This is a genomic window from Leucobacter sp., from assembly GCF_053528595.1.
This window is the reverse complement of record NZ_JAIVPF010000062.1, coordinates 40,997-66,664: the sequence shown is the minus strand read 5'-3', so window position 1 is coordinate 66,664 and position 25,668 is coordinate 40,997. Positions and strand designations below refer to the sequence as shown.

The following is a 25,668-nucleotide window of genomic DNA, read 5'->3' as shown; positions in this document are numbered from 1 at the left end:
TCGACACCTCGAAACCCGATGATTCCCGAGGGTGCTCCCCGCACGCGCCGAATCCGCTGATGCCGGGGTCAGGCGTTGACGCCGAGGTCCTTCTTGATCTTCGTCGTGGAGACGCCCTCCGTGCGGTCGAGGTAGACGACCTCGCAGTAGTCGCGCAGCACCTCGAAGCGCGGGTCGCCCTCCCAGTCGCCGCCCATCACCACGGTGTCGATCTCGTAGCGCTGCACGTCGCGGATCTTCTGGTCCCACGCCTCCTCGGGGATCACGAGGTCAACGTACCGCACCGCCTCGAGCATGTTCTTGCGCGTCTCGAAGTCGTGGTAGGTCTTCTTGCCCTTGCCGGCGTTGAACTCCTCGGTGGACGCCGCCACCACGAGGTAGTCTCCGAGCGCACGAGCGCGCCGGAGCAGGCGGATGTGTCCCCAGTGCAGGAGATCGAAGGTGCCGTAGGTCAGGATCCGCTTCATCCCTCTATCGTAAGCCGCACGGCGCGCGTACCCTGGGAACAGGGGCCTCGCGCCCGCGCGGCCCGCGGATGCAGGGAGGCATGATGCAGACCGACGGCGATCGCAGGCTTCCGGATCACGAATCTGATCCCGCGCACAACGACGAGCTCGGCCACGAGTGGGTGGACGAGGGCGGGGCCTCGCATCTCGGGCCCGCGACGCACCTCGAATCGGGTCGGCCGCACGCCGACGACGAGCACGGCGCGGGCGAGGAGGAGTAGGCGGGGCGGCTGCGCCCTCCCGAGGGCGGTTGCGACGACCAGCCGCGACCTCAGCCCGCCGAGACCGAGCCCCCCGGCCGAAACCGAGCCCACTCGCCGAAACCGACGCCTCCAGCGATGAGGAACGGCGCGGTTTCGAGAAACGGGAGCGGTTTCGAGGCGGCGGCGCGGGGTGCGCGAGGCGGCGGCGCTCCGGCACGTGCGCGGCGGAGCGCTCAGGCGAGGAGCAGCGCGACTCCCGCGACCGCGGAGACGAGCGCGATCAGCAGCGCGAGGCCGATGAGCACCGCGTGCACGGTGAGGAAGCGGGTGGGGCGCCCCTGCTCGTCGCGCGCCCGAGGATCCTTGGCCACGCGGGTCCAGAAGCGCGGCCACACCACGGCGTTGTAGACGGCGTTCACCAGCAGCAGGATTCCCGCGAAGACGACCATGCGCACCAGTCTACGCGCGGCCGGGGCGCTCCTCGCCGGCCGATGCGCGCGCACCGATCACGCCGAACACCAGCTCGCCCGCCGAGGCCGCCGCGAGCAGCAGCACGATGCGCGACCACTCGAGGCCGGTGTGCGCGAGCATGCCGAGCAGGAGCGGGCCGAGGGCGGCGACCGCGTAGCCGATGCCCTGGCTCGTCGCGGAGAAGGCGGCGGTCTGCGCGGCGCTCGGCGCCGTGAACACGATGAGTGCGATCGCCAGCCCGAAGGCCGCGCTCTGGGCGATGCCGAGCACGGCCACCATGAGGGGGGCGAGGGCGAGCGGGCCGAGCGCGAGCCCCACGACCCCGAGCAGGGAGAGCACCCCGACGGCCGCGATCAGCTTCGTGCGCAGTGCGCGGCGCCCCGCGAGCGTGGGGGCGAGCAGCGAGGCGGGGAGCCCGGCGACGCTCATCCAGGCGAGCAGCAGGCCGGCTTCCGAAGCCGGCATGCCGCGGTCGGCCGCGATGGTGGGCAGCCAGGCGGTGAGCGAGAAGTAGATGAAGGCCTGGCATCCGAAGAAGCCGGTCACGGGCCAGATGCCCTTCGCGCGGAACACGGAGCCGTGGGCGAGCTGCTTCGCCGCCCCGCGCGCGGCGAGACCGGCTCCGAGGCGCGGGCCGAGGGCGAGCGCCAGGCCGAGGGCGATGAGCAGCGGGATGCCCCAGCTCATGAGGGCCACCGCCACGCGGTCGCCGACAAGATGCAGGAGGGGGACCGCGAGCGCGGCGCCGGCGGCTGCGCTGACGCCGAATGAGGTGGTGTACACGCCGGTCCAGAATCCGCCCCGGGCGGGCAGCGCGTGCCGGATGATCTGGGGGGCGAGGATGCCGAGGATGGCGATGGCTCCGCCGATCACGACGGTGCCGGCGAAGAGGAGCGGGGCGGAGAGGGGCCGCAGCAGCGTCGCCGCCGCGAGCACCGCGAGCAGCAGCGAGATCGCCCGGGTGAGCCCGAACCGCGACACGAGCAGCGGCGCGAGCGGCGACGCGAGGCCGAAGAGGAGCACGGGGATCGCGCTCAGCACCGCGAGGCCCGAGTCGGGGAGGCGGTAGGCGGTCGCGATGTCGCCGAGCAGCGGCGAGACGGAGGTGATCGGGAAGCGGACGCTGAGGCCGATGGCGAGGATCAGAACGCCGGCGGCGATCCCTTGACGGCGCTCAGGGATGCTCATCGAGCAACCGCTCCTGCTGCTCGAGCACCCCGAGCGCCGCGGCCTGGGCCGCGTCGGGGTCTCGCGCATCGATCGCTCGGAAGAGCGCCTCGTGCAGGTCGGCGCGGTCGGGATCCCCGCCCTGCGCGAGGCAGGAGGCATCGGCGACCGACTCGCGGATGGAGCCGTCGAAGCTCGCGTAGATGTCGGTGAGCAGGCGGTTGCCGGAGGCGGCTGCGATGCCGAGATGATAGGCCAGGTCGGCCTCGGCGAAGGAGGCGGTGTCGGCGGACTCGACCGCCGCGCGGCGCAGGCGCAGCTGCTCGGCGAGGTGGGCGAGGTCGGCCGCGCTGCGGAACTCGGCCGCCTCGCGCGCCGCGAGGGCGTCGAGGGCACGGCGCACGCGGATCACCTCGCGGCTGTCGGCCGAGCGCAGGGCCCGGCGCAGCGCGACCTGCGTGGCATCGGTGGCGACGACGTAGGTGCCGTCGCCCTGCCGCGTCTCGAGCAGGCCGAGCTGCACGAGGGATCGCACCGCCTCGCGTACGGAGGGCCGGCTGACGCCGAGCGTCGCGGTGAGCTCGGCCTCCGACGGGATCCGGTCGCCGATCCCCCAGCTTCCCTGGGCGATCTCGCGCTTCAGCTCGTCGACGACGGTGTCGACGAGAGATCGTCGTTGAATCTGGCGCACGTGTCCATCCTTGCAGATCGGGTAGCTTGTATGGTTATCATATGTCTGACGAGTCGTCCGGCGCTACCCCGGCACCGCGACGACCGCGATCGACACGAGAAAGGCTCACCGATGACGGCGACCCCCGCGCGGCAGACGCTCTGCACCCCAGGTCTGGTCGATTCCCACATCCACCCCGACAAGACGGCGTGGGGCGGGCCCTGGATGTCGCGGCGATCCGCGGCGACGCTGCAGGACCTCATCGACAACGATCGCGCGACCCAGTTCGCCTTCGAGACGAGCGTCGAGGAGCGCGCGTTCGCGCTGCTGTCGCACGCGCTCGAGAACGGCACCCTGGCGATGCGCGCCCACGTCGACGTGTCGAGCGAGCTCGGCACCGCGAACGTCGAGGGCGTGCGCGCGGCCGCCGAGCGGCTGGCGCCGCATCTCACGGTGCAGATCGTGGCCTTCCCCCAGTTCGGCCTGCTCACGAACCCCGGCACCCTCGAGGCGATGGCCGCGGCGCTCGAGACCGGGGCGGACCTGGTCGGCGGCATCGACCCCGGCGGGCTCGAGGGCGATCTCCACGGGCACCTCGACGCGGTCTTCGGGCTCGCGGACCGTGCGGGGCGCGACCTCGACATCCACCTGCACGACGGCGGGGAGGACGGGCTCGCGCAGATCCGCGAGATCGCCGCCCGCACGATCGCGGGCGGACGGCAGGGCCGCGTCACCATCGGCCACGCGTTCGCTCTCTGCGACACGTCGCTGCCGGGTCTCGGCGAGACGCTCGACCGCGTGGCGGAGGCCGGGATCTGGATCGCCACCTGCGCGCTCGGCCCCGATCCCGTGCCCGACCCCGAGCTGTTCGAGCGCCACGGGGTGCGGCTCGCCCTCGGATCCGACGGGGTGCGCGACGCCTGGAGCCCCTTCGGCACCGGGAGCATGGTCGACCGCGCGCACCTGCTCGCCTACCGCACCGGTGCGATCACCGACGAGGAGCTGGAGCGCGCCTTCCGCCTGGCGAGCACGGCCGGCGGCGAGATGCTCGGGCTTCCCGAGATCGCCGCCTGGCCCGGACCCGACGGCGACACGCGCCTCGAGTTCGCCGCGGAGAGCCTCGCGCAGCTCGTCGCGGACCGTCCCGCTCCGCTCCGCGTGATACGCGGCGGGAGCGAGGTGCGCCCGGCCGCCGCGCCCTGATCCGCCCCTGTCACCCATCCGAACCATCCGAACCCACCCGAATCCATTCGAACCGACCTCCGAAACGAAGGAGTTTCCCGTGTCCAAACGACCCCTCATCCTCGTCGGCGCGGCAGCAGCGGCTGCCGTGCTCGCCTTCACCGCCTGCTCGGGCGGCGGCGGGGGCGCCGATGACGCCGAGAACGGCGGCAGCGGGGCCGCCTTCTCGCTCGACTTCTCCAACCTGGCGACGACCACCCCGAGCGGTCCCGCCGCCGTCGACACCGTCACCTGGAACCTGCCCTACGAGCCGCTCTCGCTCGACCCGATGTTCACCTACAACTACGCGGAGAACACGGTCATCTCGAACCTCTGCGAGAGCCTGATGCGGCTCACTCCCGAGTTCGAGATCGAGAACGGCCTCGCCGAGAAGGTCGAGAACCCCGACGACCGCACCGTGGTCTACACGCTGCGCTCCGACGCGACCTTCTGGGACGGCAGCCCGGTGACCGCCGACGACGTGGTCTACTCGCTCGGCCGCCAGGTCGGCTCGGACAGCCCGTCCTACTACGCCGACTACTTCGTCAGCGTCGAGTCGGTCGAGAAGACGGGCGACAACGAGGTCACCGTGCATCTGAAGGAGCCCGACGCCCTCTTCGAGCAGGCGATGTCGAGCGCGGCCGGCGCGATCGTGCAGCAGGCCGCCGCCGAGGCCGCGGGCGAGAAGTTCGGCACGCCTCAGGGCGGGCTCATGTGCTCCGGCCCGTTCGAGTTCGCGAGCTGGGACTCGGGCAAGAAGCTGCACCTGGAGAAGAACGCCGAGTACTGGGACGAGGCGCTCGTGCCCCAGGTCGAGAAGCTCGACTTCACCTTCATCGCCGACGAGTCGACGGCGATCAACTCGCTGCGCTCGGGCGACTCCGACGGCCAGTTCTTCTACCTGCCGCCGGCCGGGCTGACCCAGATCGAGGGCAGCGACGCCGAGATCGTCTTCGGCGAGTCGTTCACGATGTGGACCATGCGCGCCACCAACACCGAGGGCCCCTTCTCGAAGCCCGAGGTACGCGCAGCCCTGCTCGCCGCGATCGATCGCCAGGCGATCGGCGACGTCGTGTTCCAGGGTGCCGCGGCTCCCGCACCGGTGCTGACCGGCCCCTCCTACTTCGGCAGCGGGCCCCAGGCCGAACTCTTCCAGCAGGCCTTCGACGGTTTCAGCACCGAGCCCGACGTCGAGAAGGCGCAGGAGATGCTCGCCGAGGCGGGTGACGTGTCGGGCAAGATCGTGCTCGGCGTGCAGGGATCCTCCGCCGTGCACGAGCAGACCGCCAACCTCATCCAGGCCGCGGGGCAGGCGATCGGCCTCGACATCGAGACCAAGGTGATCCCCGTCGAGCAGTTCGGCAACCTGTACTTCGACGAGACCTCGCGCGAGGGCCTCGACGGCTTCTTCACCACCTACTACGGCGACTTCGCCGATCCGCTCTCGGTCTACGCCGCGCTCGCCCCCGGCGGCACCGGCAACTTCACGGACTACGCCGAGGCGGGCGACGACATCGCCGAGGCGCGTCGCACGCTCGATCCCGCGGCCCGCGCCGAACACACCATCGCCGCGCAGGAGAAGATCACGCGCGACCTGCCGTGGGTGCCGTTCAACTACATGCCCGTCATCATGGTGCAGAACAGCGGCATCTCGGGTGCCGTGCCCTCCTCGGCCTACCTGAGCTACCCCTGGGCGGCGACCATCGGCGGGGTGGAGTAGGGCCGGATGTCCATCCCCTCGTTCCTCCTGCGGCGAACGGGCGGGCTGCTGCTCGTCCTGGTCGTCACCTCCTTCATCGTCTTCGGACTGATGTATCTCGCCCCTGGGAGCCCCCTCAGCTTCGTGCTGGGCCCCAGGGGCGGGACCCCCGAGCAGATCGCCAGGGTCACCGAGCAGTATCACCTCGACGACCCGCTGTTCGTGCGGTACTTCGCCTGGCTCGGCGACGTCTTCCGGGGCGACCTCGGCGACTCGATCGTGTACCGGCAGCCGGTGCTCGATCTGCTCACCGGCCGCGTCGGCACGACGGTGGCGCTCATCGCCTTCGCGACGGTGATCATCGCGATCGTCGGCATCGGGCTGGGGCTGCTCGCCTCGCTCAAGGGCGGCTGGGTCGACCAGCTCGTGACGACGCTCGCGACGCTGGGACTCGCGACGCCGACCTTCGTGATCGGCGTGGCGCTCATCAGCCTCTTCGCGGTCGGGGCCGGGTGGTTCCCCACGAACGGCAGCGGCGGGGGAGGGCTCGACACGATCTGGCACCTCACCCTGCCCGCCATCGCGCTCGCCGTCGCGAGCGCGGCATACCTCGCGAGGATCACCCGCGCCTCGGTGCTCGAGGAGGAGGGCCGCGAGCACGTGCAGACCGCCGTCGCACGCGGGCTGCGCTCGCCGCTCGTGATCCGTCGCCACGTGCTGCGCAACGCGCTCATCCCGATCACCACCGTGATGGGCCTGACGATCGCGACGCTCATCGCGGGCGCCGTCGTCGTCGAGACCGTGTTCGCGCTCGACGGGCTCGGCTCGCTGCTCGTCCGCGCGATCCTGCAGCGCGACTTCGCCGTGGTGCAGGCCGTGGTCCTCGTGCTCGTCGTCACCTTCGTGATCATCAACGCGATCGTCGACTTCCTGTACACCCTCATCGATCCGCGCATCCAGCTGGGGAGCAAGCAATGACCGCGCCGAGCACTACAGCGATCGCGCTCACCGCGGCGCGCAATCAGGATCCGGGCTTCCTCACCCTGCTGACGCGCCGCCTCGGCGTGCCGGGACTCGTCGCGAGCGGCGTGCTCGCCGTGATCGTGGTCGTCGCGGTGCTGGCCCCGTGGCTCGCCCCCTTCGACCCCAACTACCCCGATCTGCTCTCGGCGCTCTCGGGCCCGAGCGCCCAGCACTGGCTCGGCGCCGACGCCCTCGGCCGCGATCTGCTGTCCCGCCTCATGTGGGGCGCGAGGATCACCCTGCTCGGTCCGACGCTCGTGATCCTGATCGCGACCGTGGTCGGCACGATCCTCGCGCTGCTCGCGGCCTGGAACGGCGGCATCGTCGACACCGTGATCTCGTGGGTGCTCGACGTGCTGTTCTCGGTGCCCGGCATCGTCTTCGGCCTCATCGCCGTCGCGATCTTCGGCCCGAACCTCATGACGGTGGTCGCCGGCCTCTCCATCGGCTACATCCCCTACGTGGCCCGCGTGGTGCGCGGCGCCGCGCTGCGCGAGCGGAACATGCCGTACGTGCAGGCCGCCTGGCTGCAGGGCCAGTCCGGCTTCGGCATCAGCCTCCGGCAGATCCTGCCGAACGTGCAGCCCATCGTCACGGCCCAGGCCGTCTCGTCGCTCGGCTTCGCCGTCGTCGACCTGGCCGCCGTGTCCTTCCTGGGCCTCGGCGTGCAGCCGCCGACCGCCGATCTCGGCCTCATGGTGAAGAGCGGCTTCGACTCCGTGCTGCGCGGGCAGCCCGCCGAGGCGGTCAGCGCCGGCCTCGCGATCGTGCTGATCGTCTGGAGCATCACGGTGATCGGCGACCGCCTCACCTCGAACGCAAGGAGCATCCGATGAGCGAGCCGCTGCTCGAGATCGAGGATCTGCACGCCAGCCTCGTCACCAAGTACCGCCGGCTCGACCTGCTGAACGGGGTGAGCCTGACCCTCGACCGGGGCGAGGCGCTCGGCCTCGTCGGCGAGTCCGGCTCGGGCAAGTCGCTCACCACCCGCGCGGTGATGCGGATGCTGGCCAGGGGATTCCAGGTGCGGGGCGACATCCGCTTCGACGGGGAGTCCGTGCTCGGCATGAACCGCGAGCGCCTGCGCCGGTACCGGGCCACCGACGTCGGCATGATCTTCCAGGATCCGCGGGCGCACGTGAACCCCGTGCACACGGTGGGCGACTTCCTCACCGAGGCGCTCGTGCGCGACCGCGGGGTGAAGCTCGACGAGGCCGAGCGACGCGCTGTGCAACTCCTCGACGAGGTCGGCGTGCGCAACCCCGAGAGCCGCCTGCGGCAGTACCCGCACGAGCTCTCGGGCGGTCTGCTGCAGCGCGTCATGATCGCGAGCGTGCTGCTGGCCGAGCCGAAGCTGATCCTCGCCGACGAGCCGACCACCGCGCTCGACGTCACCGCGCAGTCGGACGTGATGGCGATCCTCGACGAGCAGCGCAGGGCGCGCGGGTTGTCTCTGCTGTTCATCACGCACGATCTCGAGCTCGCGAACGCCTGCTGCGACCGCCTCGCGGTCATGTACGCGGGCGAGATCGTGGAGCAGGGTGCGCACGTGTACGAGGCGCCCACCCACCCCTACACGATCGAGCTCCTGGGAGCCCGGCCGAGCATCGACCAGCGGCTGGACCGCCTGCCGGTGCTCGAGTACAACCTGGAACTGCACGAAGAACTGAAGGCGAGGGCCGCGGGATGACCGCTCGGACCACGGGCGGCGAGCCGCTCATCAGCGTGACGGATCTGCGCAAGGTGTTCCCCGCCGCGCGCGGCACGAAGGGGCACGACGTCGTCGCGGTCGACGGGGTCTCCTTCGACCTCCTCCCCGACGAGTGCCTCGCGATCGTGGGGGAGTCGGGGTCGGGCAAGACCACGGTGGCCCGCATGATCGTGGGCCTGGAGCGGGTGACCTCCGGCACGGTGACCGTGGGGGGCGAGGATCGCTCCGCGCCCCCCACCCACCTGCGGGACCGACGGCGCCGGGCGCGCGAGGTGCAGTACGTGTTCCAGGATCCGTACTCGTCCCTCAACGGACGGCAGCGGGTCGGCGACGTGATCCTCTCCAATCTGCGGCTGCACGCGCCCGCGGGTGCCGGCTCCCCGCGCGAGCTGCGTCGGCAGGCGCAGGAGATCCTCGACTCCGTCGGCCTGACCGAGCGCTTCTTCGACCGCTATCCGCGCGAGCTCTCGGGCGGGCAGCGGCAGCGCGTCGCGATCGCCCGCGCGCTCGCCGCCGATCCGAGTGTGATCGTGCTCGACGAGGCCGTGGCCGCGCTCGACGTGTCGATCCAGGCGCAGATCCTCAACCTGCTCGCCGACATCAAGGCCCAGCGGCGCGTGAGCTACCTGTTCATCTCGCACGATCTCGCGGTGGTCAACCAGATCTCGGACCGGATGATCGTGATGGAGAACGGCCGGGTGGTCGACGCGGGCGTCACCGCCGAGCTGCTCGCCGATCCGACGCACCCGTACACGCGGGCGCTGCGCGCGGCGGTGCCCGGGCCGGGCTGGAAGCCGGTGCGGCGGGAGAAGCTCGCATCGTGAGCGAGGGATCATCCCGCGCGGGCGAAGGCCTCTCTCCGTCGGCCCGCCCGAGCGGAGCGAGTCGCAGGATCCGGACCGTCGCCATCCGCTCCGCCTTCGTCATCGCGTTCGACGAGGACCGCGCGGGCGGGGCCGGATTCGTCGAGCTGCGCGACGCGACGGTCCTCGTGCACGGCGAGCGCATCGAGGCGGTGGCGGACGGGGCCGCGGGCGCCGCGCTCGCGACGACCGCCGACGAGACGATCGACCTGGGCGAGAGCCTGCTCATGCCCGGGCTCATCGATCTCGAGGGGCTCGTCGACATCGACCACCTGCTGCTCGACTCGTGGTGGGCGCCGGAGCACGAGGCGCGCCTGGAGTGGTCCGAGGTGTACGCCCGCGCCCCGCGCGAGGTGCTGACGCCGGCGGAGCGCAGCACGCTGCGGCGGTACGGGCTCGTGCAGCTGATCCTGCACGGCATCACCACCGCGATGCCGATCTCGACCGAGATCCACGGTGCGTGGGCCGAGACCCACGACGACCTGCTCGACACGGCCCGCACGGCGAGCGAGCTCGGGATCCGCGCCTTCCTCGGCCCCTCCTACCGCTCGGGCGTGCACGTGACCCGTGCCGACGGCTCCCGCGGAATCCACTGGGACGAGGTGAGGGGCGAGGCGGCGTTCGCCGACGCCGTGCGCTTCCTCGACACGGTCGCCGAGCTCGGCGACCCGCTCCTCACGGGTGTGCTCGTGCCGTGCCGCGTGGAGACCGTGAGCGACGCGATCCTCGCCGAGACGGGGCGGGTATCCGCGGAGCGCGACGTGCTGGTGCGCGCGCACGCCACGCAGGGGCTCGACTCCGAGATCGGCGTCCTGGAGCGGCAGCGCGGCACGACCCCGCTCGGCCTGCTCGAGCGCAGCGGCCTGCTGACCGGGCGGCTGATCCTCGCGCACGGCGTCTACCTCGACGTGCACCCCGACGTGCACGGCGAGGATCGCGGCGACCTCGCCCGGCTCGCCGCAGCCGGCGTCAGCATCGCGCACTGCCCGCTCACCAACAGCCGCTACGCCTTCTGGCTCGAGCGGCTCTCGCAGTACCTCGAGGCCGGCGTGAACGTGGCGCTCGGCACCGATTCGTTCCCGCCCGACCTCGTCCGCGCGATCGACACGGGGGTGCAGCTCTCGAAGGCGCAGCACGGCGACCTCGGGCGCGGCCTGCTGGCCGAGTACGTGGAGGCGGCGACGCTGGGCGGTGCGCGGGCGCTGCGGCGCCCGGACCTCGGCCGCATCGCTCCCGGCGCCTCGGCCGACCTCGTGGCGTTCTCGCTGGCGGATCTGCGCATGGGGGCGATCGACGATCCGGTGCGCACGCTGACGCTCGCCGGCACGGGCCGCGACGCGCACTTCAGCATGGTCGGGGGGCGCACGCTGATGCGGGGCGGGGAGGTCCCCGGCGTCGACGCGGGAGCGCTGCGGGCGGAGGGCCAGCGCATCTTCGAGAAGCTGCGCGCCGCCTATCCCGAGCGCGACGCGCTCGCCGGACCCGCTGGCTCGAGCGAGGAGGAGCTGTTCCCGTCGGTGTTCCCGCGCGCGTGATCTCCCGCGCCGCCGCGTAGGCTTGCGGGCATGAGCGACTACCGTCACATCGTGCGCAAGTGGGTCAAGCCCGAGGATCTCAACCAGCACGGGGCGCTCTTCGGCGGGCGTCTGCTGCAGTGGGTCGACGAGGAGGCCGCGATCGTCGCCGTGACGCAGCTCGGCACGATCGACGTGGTGACGCGGCACATGTCCGAGATCGACTTCGCCGCGCGCGCCGATCGCGGCGATCTGCTCGAACTCGAGTACCGCGTGGCCGGCTTCGGACGCACCTCGATCACACTCGCGTGCCGCGTCGAGAACGCGGTCACCGGGCAGGAGGTGCTGACCCTCGAGAGCATCGTGTTCGTGGCCGTCGACGGGGCGGGCCGGCCCGTCGTGCACGGCCGCACGGAGGCCACCGGCGGCACCGAGCGCCTGCGCGGGTGAGCACCCGTGGCTGACGGCCCCACCTCGTCATCCTGCGTGCGCTGCGCTCTCTTCGCACGGGATGACGAGGCGGGGCGCCGTCCGTCCCGCTGATCGGGCGACGCCGGAATCCGGGTCCGGGCTCAGGCCCCCGGTCTACTCCGCCGGCTGCAGATCGTAGGTCACCCAGGGGGTCTGCGCGGCGAGGCGGTCGTACAGGCCGCGGGCGGTCGTGTTGCTCTCCGCGGTGATCCAGCGCACGAGCGCCGCGCCCTCGTCGCGCGCGATCTCCGCGAGGCGGTGCAGGATCGCGGAGGCGGCGCCCGTGCCGCGCGCTTCGGGCGCCGTGAAGAGGTCGTCGAGGTAGAGGCCGTGCCCGCCGTCGATGGGCCGTGCGAAGCGGCGGAAGTGCCCGATCCCCACGGGCGCCCCGTCGACCTCCGCGATGAGGCAGCGGCTCTCGTGCGTGGGATCCATGAGCCAGGCCCACACCGTGTCGTAGACCGCGGGATCGTGCGGCTTCTCGTAGAAGTCGCGGTACCCGCGGTAGAGCGATCCCCAGGCCTCGCGATCGCCCGCGGCCGCGAACCGCACCGCGACGCCGTCGCCCGCGATTCCGGCCCCGTCCGCACCCGCGGTGACGCCGGTCATGCGAGCCGCTCCACCTCGACGAAGACGATGGGGTCCGCGGAGGTGCGGTTCTCCACCTGATGCTCCGACCCCGCGGGCCGGGTGTAGCTCTGCCCGGCGGTGAGCTCGGCCACGATCTCGCCGCCGTCGGCGTTCGTCACGTGCATGGTGTCGGTGACGAGCGGCACCACCACGTACTCGTGCTCGTGCCGGTGCATCGGGATCACCCCGCCCGGCTGGATGGTCCACCGCGTGACGCGGAAGTGCTCGTTCTCGAGCTGAATGTCTCCGTGCGATCCGGTGCTCATGATCCTCCTCGACGTTGCGTTGCCGCGTGTGCGGATGTCGATCCTCAGCTTACGGGGCGGCCGGCTCCTCGGACTCCCGCTGCAGTTCCGCGGTGCGGCCGATCAGCTCCGGGTGGAGCGCGAGCGCCAGGTTCGTCAGCGCGAGCGCGGAGGCGATGGGCCGCCCGATCGCCTCCTCGATGCGGCCGAGGCGGTACCGCACGGTGTTGGGGTGCACGAAGAGGGTGTCCGCGGTGCGGGCGATGTTCTGCTCGGCGGCGAGGTAGGTGGTGAGGGTGTCGCGCAGCTGCCGGGAGCCGAGGGGCGCGAGCGTGCGGGCGATCCGCTCCTCGAGCTGGCGGGGGTCGACGTGCGACAGCAGCCAGGTCGTGAGATCGATGCGATCGATCAGCACCGGTCCCAGCGTCTCGGGCGACTCGGAGGCGGAGGCCCACTGCCGCGCGATGCCGAGCCCCGTCTCGGCCTCGCGCACGCAGCCGGGGACCTGGGACAGGGCGGAGAACGGGGCGGACGCCCCGACGAGGAAGTGCTGCGATGCGGCGCCGATCCACTGCTCGCTCGCCGGCGAGTCCGGCACGATCGCCGCGATGGTCGATGGCGAGTCCATGTCGACGCGCCGCAGCATGGTGAGGAACGGCAGGTCGTCCGAGCGGGCGCGGCCGATCAGCTGCGTCAGGTGCGCCTCGCTCGCCGAGGAGCCGTCCGCCGGCGCGAGTTCGAGTGCGCGCACGGGCGCGTAGGCGGGGAAGCGGAACTGCGCGAGCTGGCTCCAGAAGCGGTGCTCGCGGGCGGGCAGGATGCCGTCGTGCAGCGAGGCGATGAGCTGCTCGTTGTCGCGCCGATCTCGCTGAGTCGCCCCGTACTGGATGCCGTGCACGGCGCCGAGCAGGCGCTCGGCGGTGTCGAGCAGGAGCTCGCCGATCTGGTCCAGGGTCTCCGAGCCGCGGCTGGCGAGGGCGATGACGTGGATGCCGTCGCGCAGCGACACGCGGCGGGTGCGCACGTGCCACCGCCCGATCGGGATCGCGAGCTCGCGGCGGTGGGTGGCGGCGACCTCGTTCCAGATGAGCTGCGCGGGGGCCTCGCCGACGCTCGCGACCATCGATCCCTCGAAGTCGTAGATGATCGCGGTGCCCCGGCAGATGGTGCTCAGGCGGGAGGCCAGCGCGTGCACGGGGTCGGGGGAGGACACGGCGGAGAGCAGCGCATTCGTGATGTCGAGGGTGGTGCGCAGGCGCTCGACCTCCGAGAGCGTGTCGGGCTGAGCGGTCACGAGCCTCCTCTGCTTGTGCGAACGGGAGGTTTCGAAGCCGGATACCGTCCCGTTTTTGGAGATTCTACAATGGGAGTTGCGGAAAGCTTCGTATTCTCTAGTGACCGTGCTGGGGCGGAGGGCGAATCTGGAAGGCATCCGGAACTCAACGACGAACTCCAGGAGGAGCCCATGAGCAGTGTTCGTGTCGCGGTCGACGTCGGAGGGACGTTCACAGACGTCTGCATCTTCGACGACGACACCCAGCAGATGCGGGTGACCAAAGTCCCGTCCACCCCCAGCGATCCGATGATCGCGGTGATGAACGGCGTGGAGCGCGGTGAGATCGACCTCGGCGAGGTGGCGCTGTTCTCCCACGGCACGACCGTCGCCACCAACGCGCTCATCACGCGCAACTTCCCCGCCGCGGCGCTGGTGACCACCCGCGGATTCCGCGACGTCCTCGAGATCCGCGACGGCACGAAGGACGACCTGTGGGACGCCTACAACGACGTGTCGGCGCCCTACATCCGCCGCCGCGACCGGTTCGAGGTCTCCGAGCGCGTCGACTACGACGGCAAGACGATCACGCCGCTCGACGAGGACGAGGCGCGCGGCATCGCCGAGCTGCTGAAGCGCCGGGGCGTGAAGACGATCGCCGTCTGCTTCCTCAACTCCTACGCCAACGCCGCGCACGAGACCCGCATGCGGGAGATCCTCGAGGAGGTGATCCCCGATGCCACCGTCTCGACCTCGGCGGAGGTGCTGCCCGAGATCTTCGAGTATCCGCGCTTCAACACGGCCGTCGCCAACGCCGTGCTCGCGCCGCTCGTCTCCGGCTACGTCAACCGGCTCGCCGGCCGTCTGCGCGAGGGCGGTTATCAGGGCGATCTGCTGCTGCTCCACTCGGGCGGCGGATCGATGACGCCGCGCCTCGTCGAGAAGTTCCCGGTGCGCCTCGCCGCCTCCGGCATCGCGGCGGGAGCGATCTCGGCGAAGCACATCGCGCAGCAGTGCGGGTACGAGAACGCCGTGAGCCTCGACATGGGAGGCACCTCGACCGACATCTCGCTCGTGGCGGACGGGGAGCTGCGCGTCTCGCAGGAGTGGCAGGTCGAATACGGCCACCCCATCATCTTCCCCTCGATCGAGGTGCTCACGATCGGTGCGGGCGGCGGGTCGCTCGCCCACATCGACATCGCGGGATCGCTGCGCAACGGCCCCCAGTCGGCCGGAGCCGACCCCGGACCCGCCTGCTACGGCACCGGCGGGGACGAGCCCACCAACACCGACGCGAACGTCGTGCTCGGGCGCCTCGGCACCTCGCTCGCGGGCGGCGTGAAGCAGCTCGACCGGTCGCTCTCCGAGCAGGCCATCCGTCGGGTCATCGCGGAGCCGCTCGGAATGGGACTCGAAGAGGCGGCCCAGGCCATCGTCGCGGTCGCCAACGCCAACATGGCCGACGCCGTGCGGCTGGTGTCGATCCGCCGCGGCTACGATCCGCGCGACTTCGCGCTGCTCGCCTTCGGCGGCGCCGGCGCCCTCCACGGCGCCGATGTGGCTCGCGAGCTCGGCATCCCCACGGTGGTCGTGCCGCCGAACCCCGGGGTCACCTCGGCGATGGGGTGCCTGCTCGTCGACATCCAGCACGACTTCGCGCAGATGTACACCGGCCTCGCATCGGGCGCCGATGAGGAGGGCATCGAGCAGGCGTTCGTGACGCTCGAGACCGAGGCCTCGGCGCGGCTGCGCCACGAGGGCGTCTCCGAGGAGAACGCGATGCTGCAGCGCAAGATCTCCATGCGCTACCAGGGGCAGTGGCGCTCGCTGCAGGTGCCGATGGGGTCGGGGCCCGGAGCGCTCGCGCAGGCCGTGCGCACCTTCCACGAGCAGTACGAGCGCGAGTTCGCGTTCCGGCAGGACGACGCCCCCGTCGAGGTCTACCAGCTGCACCTCGCGGCGGTCGGCAAGATCCCGAAGCCCTCGTTCCGCCCGGCCGAGCCCGTGCGGCAGAGCCCCGGCGCCCCCGCCGAGCGCCGCCCGGTCTACTTCGGGGTGACCGGCTGGCTCGACACCCCGGTCTACGACCGCGACACCCTCGCCGCCGGTACCGAGTTCAGCGGCCCGGCCATCATCAACCAGCTCGATTCGACCACGGTGGTGCCCCCGTTCACCCGCGCCGAGATCGACGAATGGCTCAACATCCGCATCCACCTCGAGGAGATCCACTGATGAGTGACACCACCACGCTGACCCGCGACGCCGCGCGGCAGACCGCGCTCGACCCGGTGACGTTCGAGGTGCTCAAGAACGCATTCGCCACCAGCGTCGACCTGATGAGCGAGCAGATCCTGCGCACCTGCTACTCCTTCGTCATCTACTCCCGCGATTTCTCCTCGGCGCTCTGCGACGCCTCGGGCAACACCGTGATGCAGGGATCGGGCGACATCGCCGTGCACGTCGGCACGCTGCACTTCCAGGCGAAGGCCGTGATCGAGCAGTTCGAGGACGACATCAACCCGGGCGACGTGTTCGCCATCAACGACCCGTACCGCGGCGGCACGCACTTCAACGACGTCTCCTTCGTGCGGCCGATCTTCTCGGAGGGCCGCATCATCGCCTTCGCGCAGAACAAGGGCCACTGGGCCGACATCGGCGGCAAGGTGCCCGGCTCGTTCGACGTGTCCGCATCGGAGCACTTCGGCGAGGGCCTGCGGATCACGCCGATCCGCGTGTGGTCGAAGGGCGTCTTCCTGCACGACGTCGCGCAACTGCTCGTCGCCAACACCCGCGCCCCCGAGCAGGCGCTCGGCGATCTGCACGCGCAGTCCGAGGCGACCGCGGTGTGCGAGCGGGAGGTGCTGCGCCTGGTCGACCGCTACGGCACCGACACCGTCGAGCTCGCCATGCAGGAGACGCAGGACTACGTCGAGCGCACGGTGCGCCGCCGCCTCGCCGAGTTGCCGCAGGGCACGTGGGAGACGGTCGACTACCTCGACCTCGATCCCGGCAAGTCCGAGGGGCTCGTGCCGATCAGGATCCGGATGACGCTCGACGGCGAGGGGATCCACTACAACCTCGAGGGCAGCGCCGACGTGGTCGACACGTTCCTCAACTCGGGCTACGGCACCACCTTCTCGGCGATCTACGCCGGCACGAAGACGTTCTTCCCCGATGTGCCGCTCAACTCGGGCTTCTACGCCGCCGTCACCGCCGACATCGGTCCCGAGGGCACGGTCGTCAACGCGGGCTGGCCGTACGCGGTCACCGGCTTCTGCTCGGGTCCCTACGAGAAGCTCATGAACGGCATCTTCGAGATCTGGTCGCAGCTCATGCCCGAGCGGGCGATGGCCTGCGCCTTCAACCTCGAGTACCTGCTGGTCGGCGGCCGGGACGCCCGCAGCGAGAGCAAGCCGTACTTCATGTGGTACGACTGGATGGCCGGCGGCTGGGGCGGCCGCTCGTCGAAGGACGGCTCGAGCGCCACCGCACCCGTGTTCGGGGTCGGCCTCGCGGTGCAGGCCTGCGAGGGTCAGGAGCGGCTCACCCCGGTGCTCACGACGATGCACCGGATCGGCACCGACTCCGGCGGGCCGGGGCGGTTCCGCGGCGGCTGCGGCGTGGAGAAGGGCGGCACGCTCACCGACGCCGACGCCTCGGTGATGAGCTACTGCTGCGACCGCGCCCGCTCCATCACCTGGGGCATCGAGGGCGGCCTGCCATCGATCCCGCACGGCGTCTGGCTCAACCGCGACACCGAGAACGAGCAGTTCCTCGGCTCGATCTTCTCCTCCGTCCCCGTACAGCCCGGCGACACCTTCTACCGCCCCTCCGCGGGCGGCGGCGGGTTCGGCGATCCGCTCCAGCGCACCCCGGAGGAGGTGCTCGAGGACGTCATCGACGAGTACGTCTCGCTCGAGCGCGCCGCTGCGGACTACGGCGTGGTGATCACGCCGATCGACCCCGAGCTCGACCGGTACGAGGTCGATCGCGAGGCGACCGCGGCCCGGCGCGCCTGGATCCGCGAGCATCGCGCGGCCTGGCTCGAGACCGATCCCGCGGAGATCGCCGCGAAGTACCGCGCCGGCGAGATCGACCTGCTCGACGTCATCCGCAGGCACGGGGTCATCCTCGACTGGGGCACCGGCGAGCTCTTCGAGGAGACCACTCGCCAGCACCGGGAGCAGATGCTGCGCCGCTCGGCGAAGCACTGGAGCTGACGCTCCGATCGCCCGTCGGGTGCGCGAGCACCCGATCCACCGGGGCGGGCGACAGGCCGCCCGCCCCGGTCCCGGTCGCGACCCCTCCGGGCCGCGCACCCCTCCGCCGCACGGCGGAGCGGCGAGAAGATCCTCCTCGCGCGGGCTTTATGCAGACGACAGAGAAGTCAGCTGGTTTTCCGGCTCATGCACAGTACTCTTCAGCCGCACCCCTCATCAGAATGAATTGTCAGTGCGCTGCACACGGCGCACCGGCCCGGCATCGCCCGGCCCCCGCCGAAGCGAATCCCCCCCATGACTGCCGCCTCGCTCCGCGCATCGCTGCGCGGTCGCGTCGTCGTGCAGTTCTCGAAATACCAACGGAGGTATGAATCGTGACCCTCAATCTCACCGGGAGCAACGACGACGTCGAAGCGACCGATGCACTCGCCCGCCAGGGCGATGACGACGACCAGATGAAACGAGGATCGCTCGCACTGGCGTGGTACGGCGTCGCGAGCGCGTTCTTCTTCGTCTACATCGGGGCGGCCATGGCCGTGGCCTACGGCACGGTCAACGCGATCATCGGCATCGTGCTGACCATCATCTGCTACGGCGCCATCAACGCCGTGCTCTCGAAGTACGCGATCAACAACCGCACGACCGTCGCCCAGTTCTCGCGCACGATTCTCGGGACCGCGGGATCCTCGATCGCCACGATCATCTTCGCCCTCGTCGCGATCTACTACGCGGTGTTCGAGGGCTCGATCGTCGCCTACGCCTTCATGGCGGCCTTCGGCGGCGAGATGTGGATGTGGAGCCTCGTGGTGGTGGTCTACTCGACGCCGCTCATCATCGGCGGCGTGCGCCGCTTCCTCGACAAGCTCAACGGCTGGCTCATGCCGCTCTACTTCTTCGGCCTGATCGCGGCGGTGCTCTGGGCCGGTGCGGTCTACGGCTTCAGTGACGCCTGGCTCACCCACGCGCCGGCGGTCGAGCTGCCGTTCGCGCTCGGCGGCCCGGGCTGGCTCGCGACCTTCGCCGGGTACATGGGCATCTGGATCATGATGATGTTCACGATGGACTACGCGGCGCTCGGCAAGCGCAAGGACGTGAAGTTCCACCAGAGCTTCACCTTCGGCCCGGTCTTCTACGTGCTCGCCTACGGCTTCGCGGCGTTCGTCGGCATCTTCCTCACCTTCACGATCCCGGGCCTCGAGGTCTCGGAGACCGGCCTCGCCGGCGGCATCGTCAACCTCATGGGGATCCTCGGCCTGATCGTCATCATCGCGTCGCAGACCCGCATCAACACGGCGAACTACTACCTCGGCGCGGCCAACCTGAAGTCCTTCGGCGAGCGGGTGCTCCGGCTGCGCATGCCGAACATCGCGTGGGTGCTGATCTCGTCGCTGATCATCTTCCTGCTGATGCTGCTGCCCATCGTGCAGTACCTGCTCCTGGCGCTCGCCTGGCAGGGGGTGCTCGTCACCGCCTGGGTGGCCATCGCGCTCACCCACGTGCTGCTCGACCGGGGCCGCAACCAGGAGCACGCGGCGATCGGGGACAAGCACTACCGGGCGTTCAACAGCAACGGCCTCATCGCGTGGGTCGTCGCCACCGTGATCGGCATCCTGATGCTGCAGCTCGGCTCGATCAATCCCGAGCTCGCGGGCGTCGGCGCCACGTGGGGGCCGATCCTCACCGCGCTCTCCGCGGGGGTCATCTACGCGATCCTGTGGCGCGCGCACCCGGCCAGCCGCACGGGCCTCATCAAGGTGGTCGGAGCGGAGCGGTAGCGCCGGGAAGGGCAGCCCCTTTCCGCTGATCGCGCGAGCGCAGCGAGTCGAGATCGTCGAAGTATCGGTTCCGACTCGCTGCGCTCGCTCAACCGGCGGCGGCCGTCGGCGCAGCCGCGGGGCTGCGCCGCCCGCGGTCAGTACGGCTCGAGCTCCACGAGACGCAGCGCCATGAGGCAGGTCGCCTTGCCGTCGAGGGCGTCGAGGGAGAGGCCGAGGATCTGCTCGATGCGGCGCAGCCGGTAGCTGAGCGAGTTGCGATGGATGAACAGCTCCTCGCACGTGCGCGACGGCTGCGCGTCGTTGCGCAGCCAGGCGCGCAGCGTGGGCAGCAGCTCGGTGCTGCGCTGCTCGTCGTGCGCGATGAGCGGGGCGAGGAAGCGCTCCGCCGACTCGCGCGCGCCGCGTCCGGCGGCCGCGGCGACGACCGCGCTCAGACCGAGCGACGGGGCGACGACGGGCGCGGACGTGTGCCGCACGAGGTCCAGCGCGTGCACGAGCGCGATGCGCAGCTCGTCGATCGTGTGCGTGGGACCGCGGAAGACGAGCGGCAGATCGGGCCGGATCCCCAGCAGCTGGGCCGACGCCTCCGGGAACCCCTCGCGCGGGAACTGGGCCAGCGCGATCAGACGCTCATCGAGTTCGGAGACGCGCACGTCGTGGAAGGCGTCGTGCAGGGCGACGCGCAGTTTCCAAGCGGCGGCCGCGTGCTCGCCGCTCATGTCCGCGACGACGAGGGCCGTCTCGGCGCGGCGGCTGAGGCCGAGCTCGTGGAAGGCGTTGGCGACGTCGCTGCGCGTCGATTCCGACCACGCGACGCAGCGGTTGACGAACCGCAGCATGTCCTGGTGCTTGCTCGCATCGACCGTGACGGAGCGGTTGAGGTGCAGCGCGAGGATCGAGGTGACCGGCGCCAGCAGCGACTCCACCTCGCCCGCGGAGCGGTGCAGCCGCACCGCCAGCTGGCACGGGTTGCTCAGGCCCATCGGCAGCGTCACGTTCAGCACGTCCGGCTGGTCGGTGCGGGCCGGGCCGGTGCGCCACGTCACGGTCTCGGGGTACTGGGCGATGAGCGAGTCGAATGCGTCGTAGACCGCGATGGGCACCTCGAGCGCCGCGTAGACGGTGGCGAGCAGCGTCGAGACGTCGGCGCCGCGGCTCGCGAGCCGGGCGCACTCGTCGGCGAGCCGCCAACCTCGGTTGAGCAGCTCGATCCGCTCGGCCTGCAGCATGTTCTCCACGTGGTGGTCGATCTTGAGCAGCGGCACGGTGGTCGGCACCTCGAGCAGCGGCACGTCGTGGCTCGTGCACGCGGCGATGAGGCCCTTGGGCAGCGTGGCGTGGGCCGTGCCCACCGCGAACGCCAGCGCGGACACGGGGACCCGGGCGAGGCGCTCGACGTAGCCGTCCCAGATGCTCTGCTCGGTGAAGTTCATGCCGATCCCCGAGGTGAGCAGCAGCACGTTCGCGTCGAGGAACGGCGTCGGATCGAGATGCTCGGTCGGGGCGCAGCGCACGATCTCCTGATCGAGCCGCTTGGGGCCGGTCGGCGTCTCCAGGCGGAGCTGGAGGGAGTGCTCGGTCAGCAGATCGGTGACGCGCATGCGATGCTCCTTCGCGAGTGCACAATTTCAGGCTGAAGATTCTTGCGTTTGCATAGTAACGCTCTCCGGCGCCTTCCACGTAGCTTTGAGGCCATGACAGCACGACGCGGTGATGCGATCTCAGTGAACTCCGACATGGGAGAGGCCTTCGGTCTTCACACCTTCGGCAACGATCCGGCGCTCATGGGGATCATCGACGTCGCCAACGTCGCCTGCGGGTTCCACTCCGGCGATCCGGGCGCGATGGAGGCCACCGTGGCGCTCGCGCAGGAGCGCGGCGTGCGCGTCGGGGCGCACCCCGGCCTGCCCGACCTCGTCGGATTCGGCCGCCGCGAGATGAAGCTCACGCCCCAGGAGGTCGAGGATCTCATCCGCTACCAGGTCGGCGCCCTCAGCGGGTTCCTGCGCAAGTACGGCATGCCGCTCAACCACATCAAACCGCACGGCTCCCTCTACGGCATGCTCGCCCGCGACGAGGAGCTCATGGCCGGTGCGGTGCGCGTGGCGCAGGACTACGACGTGCCGGTCTTCGGCATCGCCGGATCCGCGCATCAGCGCGTCGCGGCCCGCGCGGGCGTGGAGTTCGTCGGCGAGCTCTACGTCGATCTCGACTACAACGCCGAGGGCGGCCTCGTCATCCTGCGCCAGCCCCACGCCACCGACCCGCTGCGCGCCGCTGAGACCGCGCGGCGCGCCCTCGCGGACGGCGTCATCGTCACCACTGCGGGCACGGAGCTGCCGATCGAGTTCGGCAGCATCTGCGTGCACTCCGACACCCCCAACGCCGCCGAGGTCGCCGCCGCGGTGCGCGCGGTCGTCGACGCGTAGGCGATCCGCGACACCGCATCGCCATTCCCCGAACCGTCCCCACCCTTCCTTCCCCGACAAGCTGGAGAGCAGAACACACATGAGCACACAGGTCATCGCGCCGATCCCGGGCATCTTCTACCGTCGTCCCGCCCCCGACAAGGCCCCCTTCGTCGAGGTCGGCGACTCCGTCGAGGCCGGCCAGACCATCGGGGTCATCGAGATTATGAAGCAGTTCACCGAGGTGCGGAGCGAGACCGCGGGCGTCATCGAGTCCTTCGACGTCGAGGACAACGGCATGGTCGGCCCCGGCGACGTGATCGCCACCATCGCATAGACCCGAGCATCACCCTCCCGTCACTTCCAGGCTCGAAGGAGCGCCATTTTGAAGAAACTGCTGATCGCCAACCGGGGCGAGATCGCCGTACGAGTCATCCGGGCTGCGCGCGAGATGGGCATCGCCACCGTCGCGGTGGTGAGCGAGGCCGACCGCGGATCGAACGCCGAGCGACTCGCCGACGAGTCGGTCGTCGTCGGACCGGCTCCGGCGGGGCTGAGCTACCTCAATCACGACGCCGTCCTCGGGGCCGCCGCGCAGACCGGTGCCGACGCGATCCACCCCGGGTACGGCTTCCTCTCGGAGAACGCCGACTTCGCCCGCAAGGTGATCGACGCCGGGCTCACCTGGGTGGGGCCCGATCCCGACACCATCCTGCTCATGGGCGACAAGTCGCGCGCCCGCCGGGCCGCGATCGACGCCGGGGTCCCCGTGCTCGCCGGAACCGAGGGGGTGCTCGACGTCGAGAGCGACATCGAGACCATCGCCGACGGGATCGGATACCCGCTCGTGGTCAAGGCCTCCGCCGGCGGAGGGGGCCGCGGAATCCGGCGCATCGACTCTCGCGAGGAGGTGCGCAGCACGGTCGAGGTCGCGCGGGCCGAGGCGCTCGCCGCATTCAACTCCAACGAGGTCTACTTCGAGCGCTTCGTCACCCGCGCCCGCCACGTCGAGGTGCAGGTGCTCGGCGACGGCGAGACCTGGGTGCACCTGGGGGACCGGGACTGCTCGATGCAGCGCCGCCAGCAGAAGGTCATCGAGGAGGCCCCGGCTCCCGGGCTTCCCGAGGAACTGCGCCAGCGCATGCGGGACACCTCGGTCGAGCTGGCCCGTCAGTCGAACTACTCGGGCGCGGGCACCGTCGAGTTCCTCTACGATCCCGATCGGCAGGAGATCGCCTTCATCGAGATGAACACGCGCCTGCAGGTGGAGCACCCGATCAGCGAGGCCATCACCGGGATCGATCTCGTGCGCGAGCAGCTGCGCGTCGCCGCGGGCGAGAAGCTCGGCTACACGCAGGAGGACATCGACTTCGAGGGCCACGCCTTCGAGTTCCGCATCAACGCCGAGGATCCCGACAACCGCTTCATGCCGAGCCCGGGGCGCATCGACGCCCTCGAGCTCTCGGGCGGGCCCGGGGTGCGCGCCGACTTCGGCTTCTCGGCGGGGCAGACGGTGATGCCGTTCTACGACTCGTTGCTCGGCAAGCTGATCGTGTGGGACATCGACCGCGAGCGGGCGCTCGCCCGGGCGGCCCGCGCGCTCGACGAGGTCGAGATCGCCGGCATCAAGAGCACGGTGCCGCTCATGCGCCGCCTGATCGCGCTCGACGACTTCGCCGCCGCGCAGCACTACACGACCTACATCGAGTCCGTCCCCGGCCTGTTGGGAGAATCAGCATGACCCTGCCCGATCACGCTCGCTACACCTGGGGCGGCGACGAGTTCCTCGTGGTGGAGATCGCCCCGGACATGTCGCTCGAGGCCAACTTCGTGTCGAACTCGATCGCGGTCGGGCTCGAGCAGCGCGGCCTCCCGGGCATCATCGACATCTGCCCGGCGAACGCCTCGCTGCTCATCCGATTCGACCCCGACGAGCTGCCGCACACCGAGCTCGAGGGCATCGTGCGGGAGCTCGAGGCGAACGTGCGGCGGGTCTCGGGCGGCGTGCTCGAGACCCGCATCATCGAGGTGCCGGTCTGGTACGACGACCCGTACACCCGCGAGACCGGCGAGCGCTTCCGCGAGGGATACCATCAGGATCCCAGCGGCACCGATCTCGACTACGCCGCCGCGGTCAACGGGCTCGCCGACGCGCAGGAGTTCATCCGCCGCCACCACGAGCGCCCGTGGATCGTGTCGATGGTCGGCTTCGTCGCGGGGCTTCCGTTCCTCTTCCAGCTCGCCCCGCAGGAGGAGCAGCTCGAGGTGCCGAAGTACCTGAGCCCGCGCACCGACACCCCGCCGCTCACCGTCGGCCACGGCGGCTGCTTCACGGCGCACTACTCGGTGCGCGGCGCGGGCGGATACCAGATGCTCGGCATCGCGCCGGCGCCGATCTACGATCCCGAGCAGCGGCTCGGCGACTTCGAGGACTTCTCGGTACTGTTCCGCACCGGCGACATCGTGAAGTACCGCCCGGTCGACGAGGCCGAGTACCGCGCGATCCAGGCGCAGGTCGAGGCGGGGACGTACCGCTATCGGCAGGCCCCCGTCACCTTCTCGCTCGCCGCGGCCCTGACCGACCTCGAGGGCCACAACCGCTCACTTCTGGAGGCTCTCGATGCCGCTTGAGATCATCACCCCCGGGCTCGCGACCACGGTGCAGGACCGCGGACGCTTCGGCTACTACCGCTTCGGCATCCCGCAGGGCGGCGCGATGGACCAGTACGCGGCCGCGCTCGCGAATCGCCTCGTGGGCAACACCCCCGACGATGCGGTGCTGGAGTGCACCTACCTCGGCCCGAAGCTGACCACCCGCGACGACGCGGTCGTCGCGGTGACGGGCGCACCCGTCGATCTGCTCGTTAACGGGGAACCGGCGCCGCAGAACACCCGGCTCGAGCTGCGGGCGGGCGACGAGCTGTCGTTCGGCGTGATCCGGGGCGGCGCGAAGTTCTTCATCGCCATCGCCGGCGGCATCGACGTGCCCGTGGCGCTCGGCTCGCGTTCGACCTACCCGATCGGCCGCATCGGCGGCGTGGAGGGGCGTGCGCTCGCCGCGGGCGACCTCGTGCTCGTCGGCGCGCCGGGCGAGGAGAGGCTGCCGCGCCTCGAGCGGATTCCCGATGACCTGCTGCCGAGCTACGATCAGCAGGTCGAGGTGCGCGTGATGCTGGGCCTCTACGACCACAAGCTCACCGACGAGGGCCTGCGGAACCTGACGGAAGCGGAGTGGACGCTCACACCGGTCGCCGACCGGATGGGACTGCGCTTCGACGGCCCGGGCGCGCCGTGGAAGGACGAGCCGCAGCCCTTCGGCGCGGGCCAGGACCCCTCGAACATCACCGATGCCGGCTACCCGGTGGGCTCGATCCAGATCCCGGGCGGCACCCAGCCCATCGTGCTGCACTACGACGCCGTCTCGGGCGGCGGATACGCGCAGGCGGCCACCGTCATCAGTGCCGACATGGACCTGTTCGCCCGGATGTCGCCGGGCACCCGGGTGCGTTTCGTGCCGGTGACGATGGAGGCGGCGCTCGAGGCGCGGGCCGAGCGCCGGGCCCGGCTGGCGCGGGTCTGGTCGTGAGGGGGGCGA

The 25,668-nt window shown here is 70.8% G+C and carries 25 protein-coding genes; 17 read left to right on the top strand and 8 right to left on the bottom strand.

Going from position 1 to position 25,668, the window contains the following annotated elements; translation table 11 throughout:
• Positions 1-68: 68 nt before the first annotated feature.
• Positions 69-467, bottom strand: coding sequence for a glycerol-3-phosphate cytidylyltransferase (gene tagD / locus ACWKZU_RS12825; protein ID WP_449282719.1), 399 nt, complete (start codon positions 465-467; stop codon positions 69-71).
• Positions 468-547: 80 nt separating this feature from the next.
• Between tagD and ACWKZU_RS12820 the strand changes: the two genes are divergently transcribed.
• Positions 548-727 carry a hypothetical protein gene (locus tag ACWKZU_RS12820; protein WP_449282718.1) on the top strand — a complete coding sequence of 60 codons (180 nt, stop codon included), beginning with the start codon at positions 548-550 and terminating at the stop codon, positions 725-727.
• A gap of 215 nt (positions 728-942) precedes the next feature.
• Here the strand turns inward: ACWKZU_RS12820 and ACWKZU_RS12815 are convergent, their stop codons facing one another.
• From ACWKZU_RS12815 to ACWKZU_RS12805, 3 genes are read right to left on the bottom strand one after another with little or no spacing between them, the layout of a single operon-like run.
• On the bottom strand, positions 943-1,158 hold the full coding sequence (locus tag ACWKZU_RS12815; RefSeq protein ID WP_449282717.1) for an SCO4848 family membrane protein: 216 nt from the start codon (positions 1,156-1,158) through the stop codon (positions 943-945).
• Positions 1,159-1,168: 10 nt separating this feature from the next.
• Entirely contained in the window at positions 1,169-2,368 is a 1,200-nt protein-coding gene (locus ACWKZU_RS12810; protein WP_449282716.1) for an MFS transporter, read from the bottom strand.
• Positions 2,355-3,038, bottom strand: coding sequence for a FadR/GntR family transcriptional regulator (locus ACWKZU_RS12805; protein ID WP_449282715.1), 684 nt, complete (start codon positions 3,036-3,038; stop codon positions 2,355-2,357). Before ACWKZU_RS12805 ends, ACWKZU_RS12810 begins: the two co-directional genes overlap by 14 nt.
• A gap of 111 nt (positions 3,039-3,149) precedes the next feature.
• Here ACWKZU_RS12805 and ACWKZU_RS12800 point away from each other — a divergent pair, with 111 nt between their 5' ends.
• From ACWKZU_RS12800 to ACWKZU_RS12765, 8 genes are all read left to right on the top strand, one after another.
• Positions 3,150-4,220, top strand: coding sequence for an amidohydrolase family protein (locus ACWKZU_RS12800; RefSeq protein WP_449282714.1), 1,071 nt, complete (start codon positions 3,150-3,152; stop codon positions 4,218-4,220).
• A 79-nt stretch (positions 4,221-4,299) separates the two neighbouring features.
• Positions 4,300-5,958, top strand: coding sequence for an ABC transporter substrate-binding protein (locus ACWKZU_RS12795; RefSeq protein ID WP_449282713.1), 1,659 nt, complete (start codon positions 4,300-4,302; stop codon positions 5,956-5,958).
• A 6-nt stretch (positions 5,959-5,964) separates the two neighbouring features.
• Positions 5,965-6,915 (top strand): ABC transporter permease, encoded by a 951-nt coding sequence (locus ACWKZU_RS12790; RefSeq protein ID WP_449282712.1) that lies wholly within the window; start codon positions 5,965-5,967, stop codon positions 6,913-6,915.
• Positions 6,912-7,796, top strand: coding sequence for an ABC transporter permease (locus ACWKZU_RS12785; RefSeq protein WP_449282711.1), 885 nt, complete (start codon positions 6,912-6,914; stop codon positions 7,794-7,796). The genes ACWKZU_RS12790 and ACWKZU_RS12785 overlap by 4 nt, the downstream gene beginning before the upstream one ends.
• Positions 7,793-8,650 (top strand): ABC transporter ATP-binding protein, encoded by an 858-nt coding sequence (locus ACWKZU_RS12780; RefSeq protein WP_449282710.1) that lies wholly within the window; start codon positions 7,793-7,795, stop codon positions 8,648-8,650. The genes ACWKZU_RS12785 and ACWKZU_RS12780 overlap by 4 nt, the downstream gene beginning before the upstream one ends.
• Complete coding sequence (locus ACWKZU_RS12775) at positions 8,647-9,495, top strand: ATP-binding cassette domain-containing protein (protein ID WP_449282709.1); 849 nt, start codon at positions 8,647-8,649, stop codon at positions 9,493-9,495. Before ACWKZU_RS12780 ends, ACWKZU_RS12775 begins: the two co-directional genes overlap by 4 nt.
• On the top strand, positions 9,492-11,069 hold the full coding sequence (locus ACWKZU_RS12770) for a chlorohydrolase family protein (protein ID WP_449282708.1): 1,578 nt from the start codon (positions 9,492-9,494) through the stop codon (positions 11,067-11,069). Before ACWKZU_RS12775 ends, ACWKZU_RS12770 begins: the two co-directional genes overlap by 4 nt.
• 30 nt (positions 11,070-11,099) lie before the next feature.
• Entirely contained in the window at positions 11,100-11,498 is a 399-nt protein-coding gene (locus ACWKZU_RS12765) for an acyl-CoA thioesterase (protein ID WP_449282707.1), read from the top strand.
• A gap of 135 nt (positions 11,499-11,633) precedes the next feature.
• Here ACWKZU_RS12765 and ACWKZU_RS12760 read toward each other — a convergent pair whose 3' ends face one another.
• Genes ACWKZU_RS12760 through ACWKZU_RS12750 form a run of 3 tightly spaced genes read right to left on the bottom strand, consistent with a single transcriptional unit; the run spans position 11,634 to position 13,688 of the window.
• A complete protein-coding gene (locus tag ACWKZU_RS12760) occupies positions 11,634-12,128 on the bottom strand; it encodes an N-acetyltransferase family protein (RefSeq protein WP_449282706.1) in 495 nt (164 codons plus the stop codon).
• Entirely contained in the window at positions 12,125-12,415 is a 291-nt protein-coding gene (locus ACWKZU_RS12755) for a cupin domain-containing protein (RefSeq protein WP_449282705.1), read from the bottom strand. The genes ACWKZU_RS12760 and ACWKZU_RS12755 overlap by 4 nt, the downstream gene beginning before the upstream one ends.
• A gap of 49 nt (positions 12,416-12,464) precedes the next feature.
• Positions 12,465-13,688: a PucR family transcriptional regulator gene (locus tag ACWKZU_RS12750; protein WP_449282704.1), complete on the bottom strand. Its 1,224-nt coding sequence runs from the start codon at positions 13,686-13,688 to the stop codon at positions 12,465-12,467.
• A 171-nt stretch (positions 13,689-13,859) separates the two neighbouring features.
• On the opposite strand from ACWKZU_RS12750, the gene ACWKZU_RS12745 reads away from it, so the two are divergent.
• The 3 genes from ACWKZU_RS12745 (at position 13,860) to ACWKZU_RS12735 (ending at position 19,662) form a co-directional block, all read left to right on the top strand.
• On the top strand, positions 13,860-15,899 hold the full coding sequence (locus tag ACWKZU_RS12745; protein WP_449282703.1) for a hydantoinase/oxoprolinase family protein: 2,040 nt from the start codon (positions 13,860-13,862) through the stop codon (positions 15,897-15,899).
• On the top strand, positions 15,899-17,887 hold the full coding sequence (locus ACWKZU_RS12740; protein WP_449282702.1) for a hydantoinase B/oxoprolinase family protein: 1,989 nt from the start codon (positions 15,899-15,901) through the stop codon (positions 17,885-17,887). Before ACWKZU_RS12745 ends, ACWKZU_RS12740 begins: the two co-directional genes overlap by 1 nt.
• Before the next feature lie 374 nt (positions 17,888-18,261).
• Positions 18,262-19,662, top strand: a complete 1,401-nt coding sequence (locus ACWKZU_RS12735; protein WP_449282701.1) for a purine-cytosine permease family protein — start codon at positions 18,262-18,264, stop codon at positions 19,660-19,662.
• 137 nt (positions 19,663-19,799) lie between these two features.
• Here the strand turns inward: ACWKZU_RS12735 and ACWKZU_RS12730 are convergent, their stop codons facing one another.
• Complete coding sequence (locus tag ACWKZU_RS12730; RefSeq protein ID WP_449282700.1) at positions 19,800-21,266, bottom strand: helix-turn-helix domain-containing protein; 1,467 nt, start codon at positions 21,264-21,266, stop codon at positions 19,800-19,802.
• A 93-nt stretch (positions 21,267-21,359) separates the two neighbouring features.
• Here ACWKZU_RS12730 and pxpA point away from each other — a divergent pair, with 93 nt between their 5' ends.
• The 5 genes from pxpA to ACWKZU_RS12705 all read left to right on the top strand — a co-directional run bounded on the left by pxpA (position 21,360) and on the right by ACWKZU_RS12705 (position 25,659).
• Positions 21,360-22,094: a 5-oxoprolinase subunit PxpA gene (gene pxpA, locus ACWKZU_RS12725; RefSeq protein ID WP_449282699.1), complete on the top strand. Its 735-nt coding sequence runs from the start codon at positions 21,360-21,362 to the stop codon at positions 22,092-22,094.
• 79 nt (positions 22,095-22,173) lie between these two features.
• Entirely contained in the window at positions 22,174-22,410 is a 237-nt protein-coding gene (locus tag ACWKZU_RS12720; RefSeq protein ID WP_449282698.1) for an acetyl-CoA carboxylase, read from the top strand.
• A 48-nt stretch (positions 22,411-22,458) separates the two neighbouring features.
• Positions 22,459-23,814, top strand: a complete 1,356-nt coding sequence (locus tag ACWKZU_RS12715) for an acetyl-CoA carboxylase biotin carboxylase subunit (protein ID WP_449282697.1) — start codon at positions 22,459-22,461, stop codon at positions 23,812-23,814.
• The gene (locus ACWKZU_RS12710) at positions 23,811-24,704 is read left to right on the top strand and encodes a 5-oxoprolinase subunit B family protein (RefSeq protein WP_449282696.1); all 894 of its coding nucleotides are present in this window, start codon (positions 23,811-23,813) and stop codon (positions 24,702-24,704) included. Before ACWKZU_RS12715 ends, ACWKZU_RS12710 begins: the two co-directional genes overlap by 4 nt.
• The gene (locus ACWKZU_RS12705; RefSeq protein ID WP_449282695.1) at positions 24,694-25,659 is read left to right on the top strand and encodes a 5-oxoprolinase subunit C family protein; all 966 of its coding nucleotides are present in this window, start codon (positions 24,694-24,696) and stop codon (positions 25,657-25,659) included. Before ACWKZU_RS12710 ends, ACWKZU_RS12705 begins: the two co-directional genes overlap by 11 nt.
• The last annotated feature ends 9 nt before the right edge of the window (positions 25,660-25,668 follow it).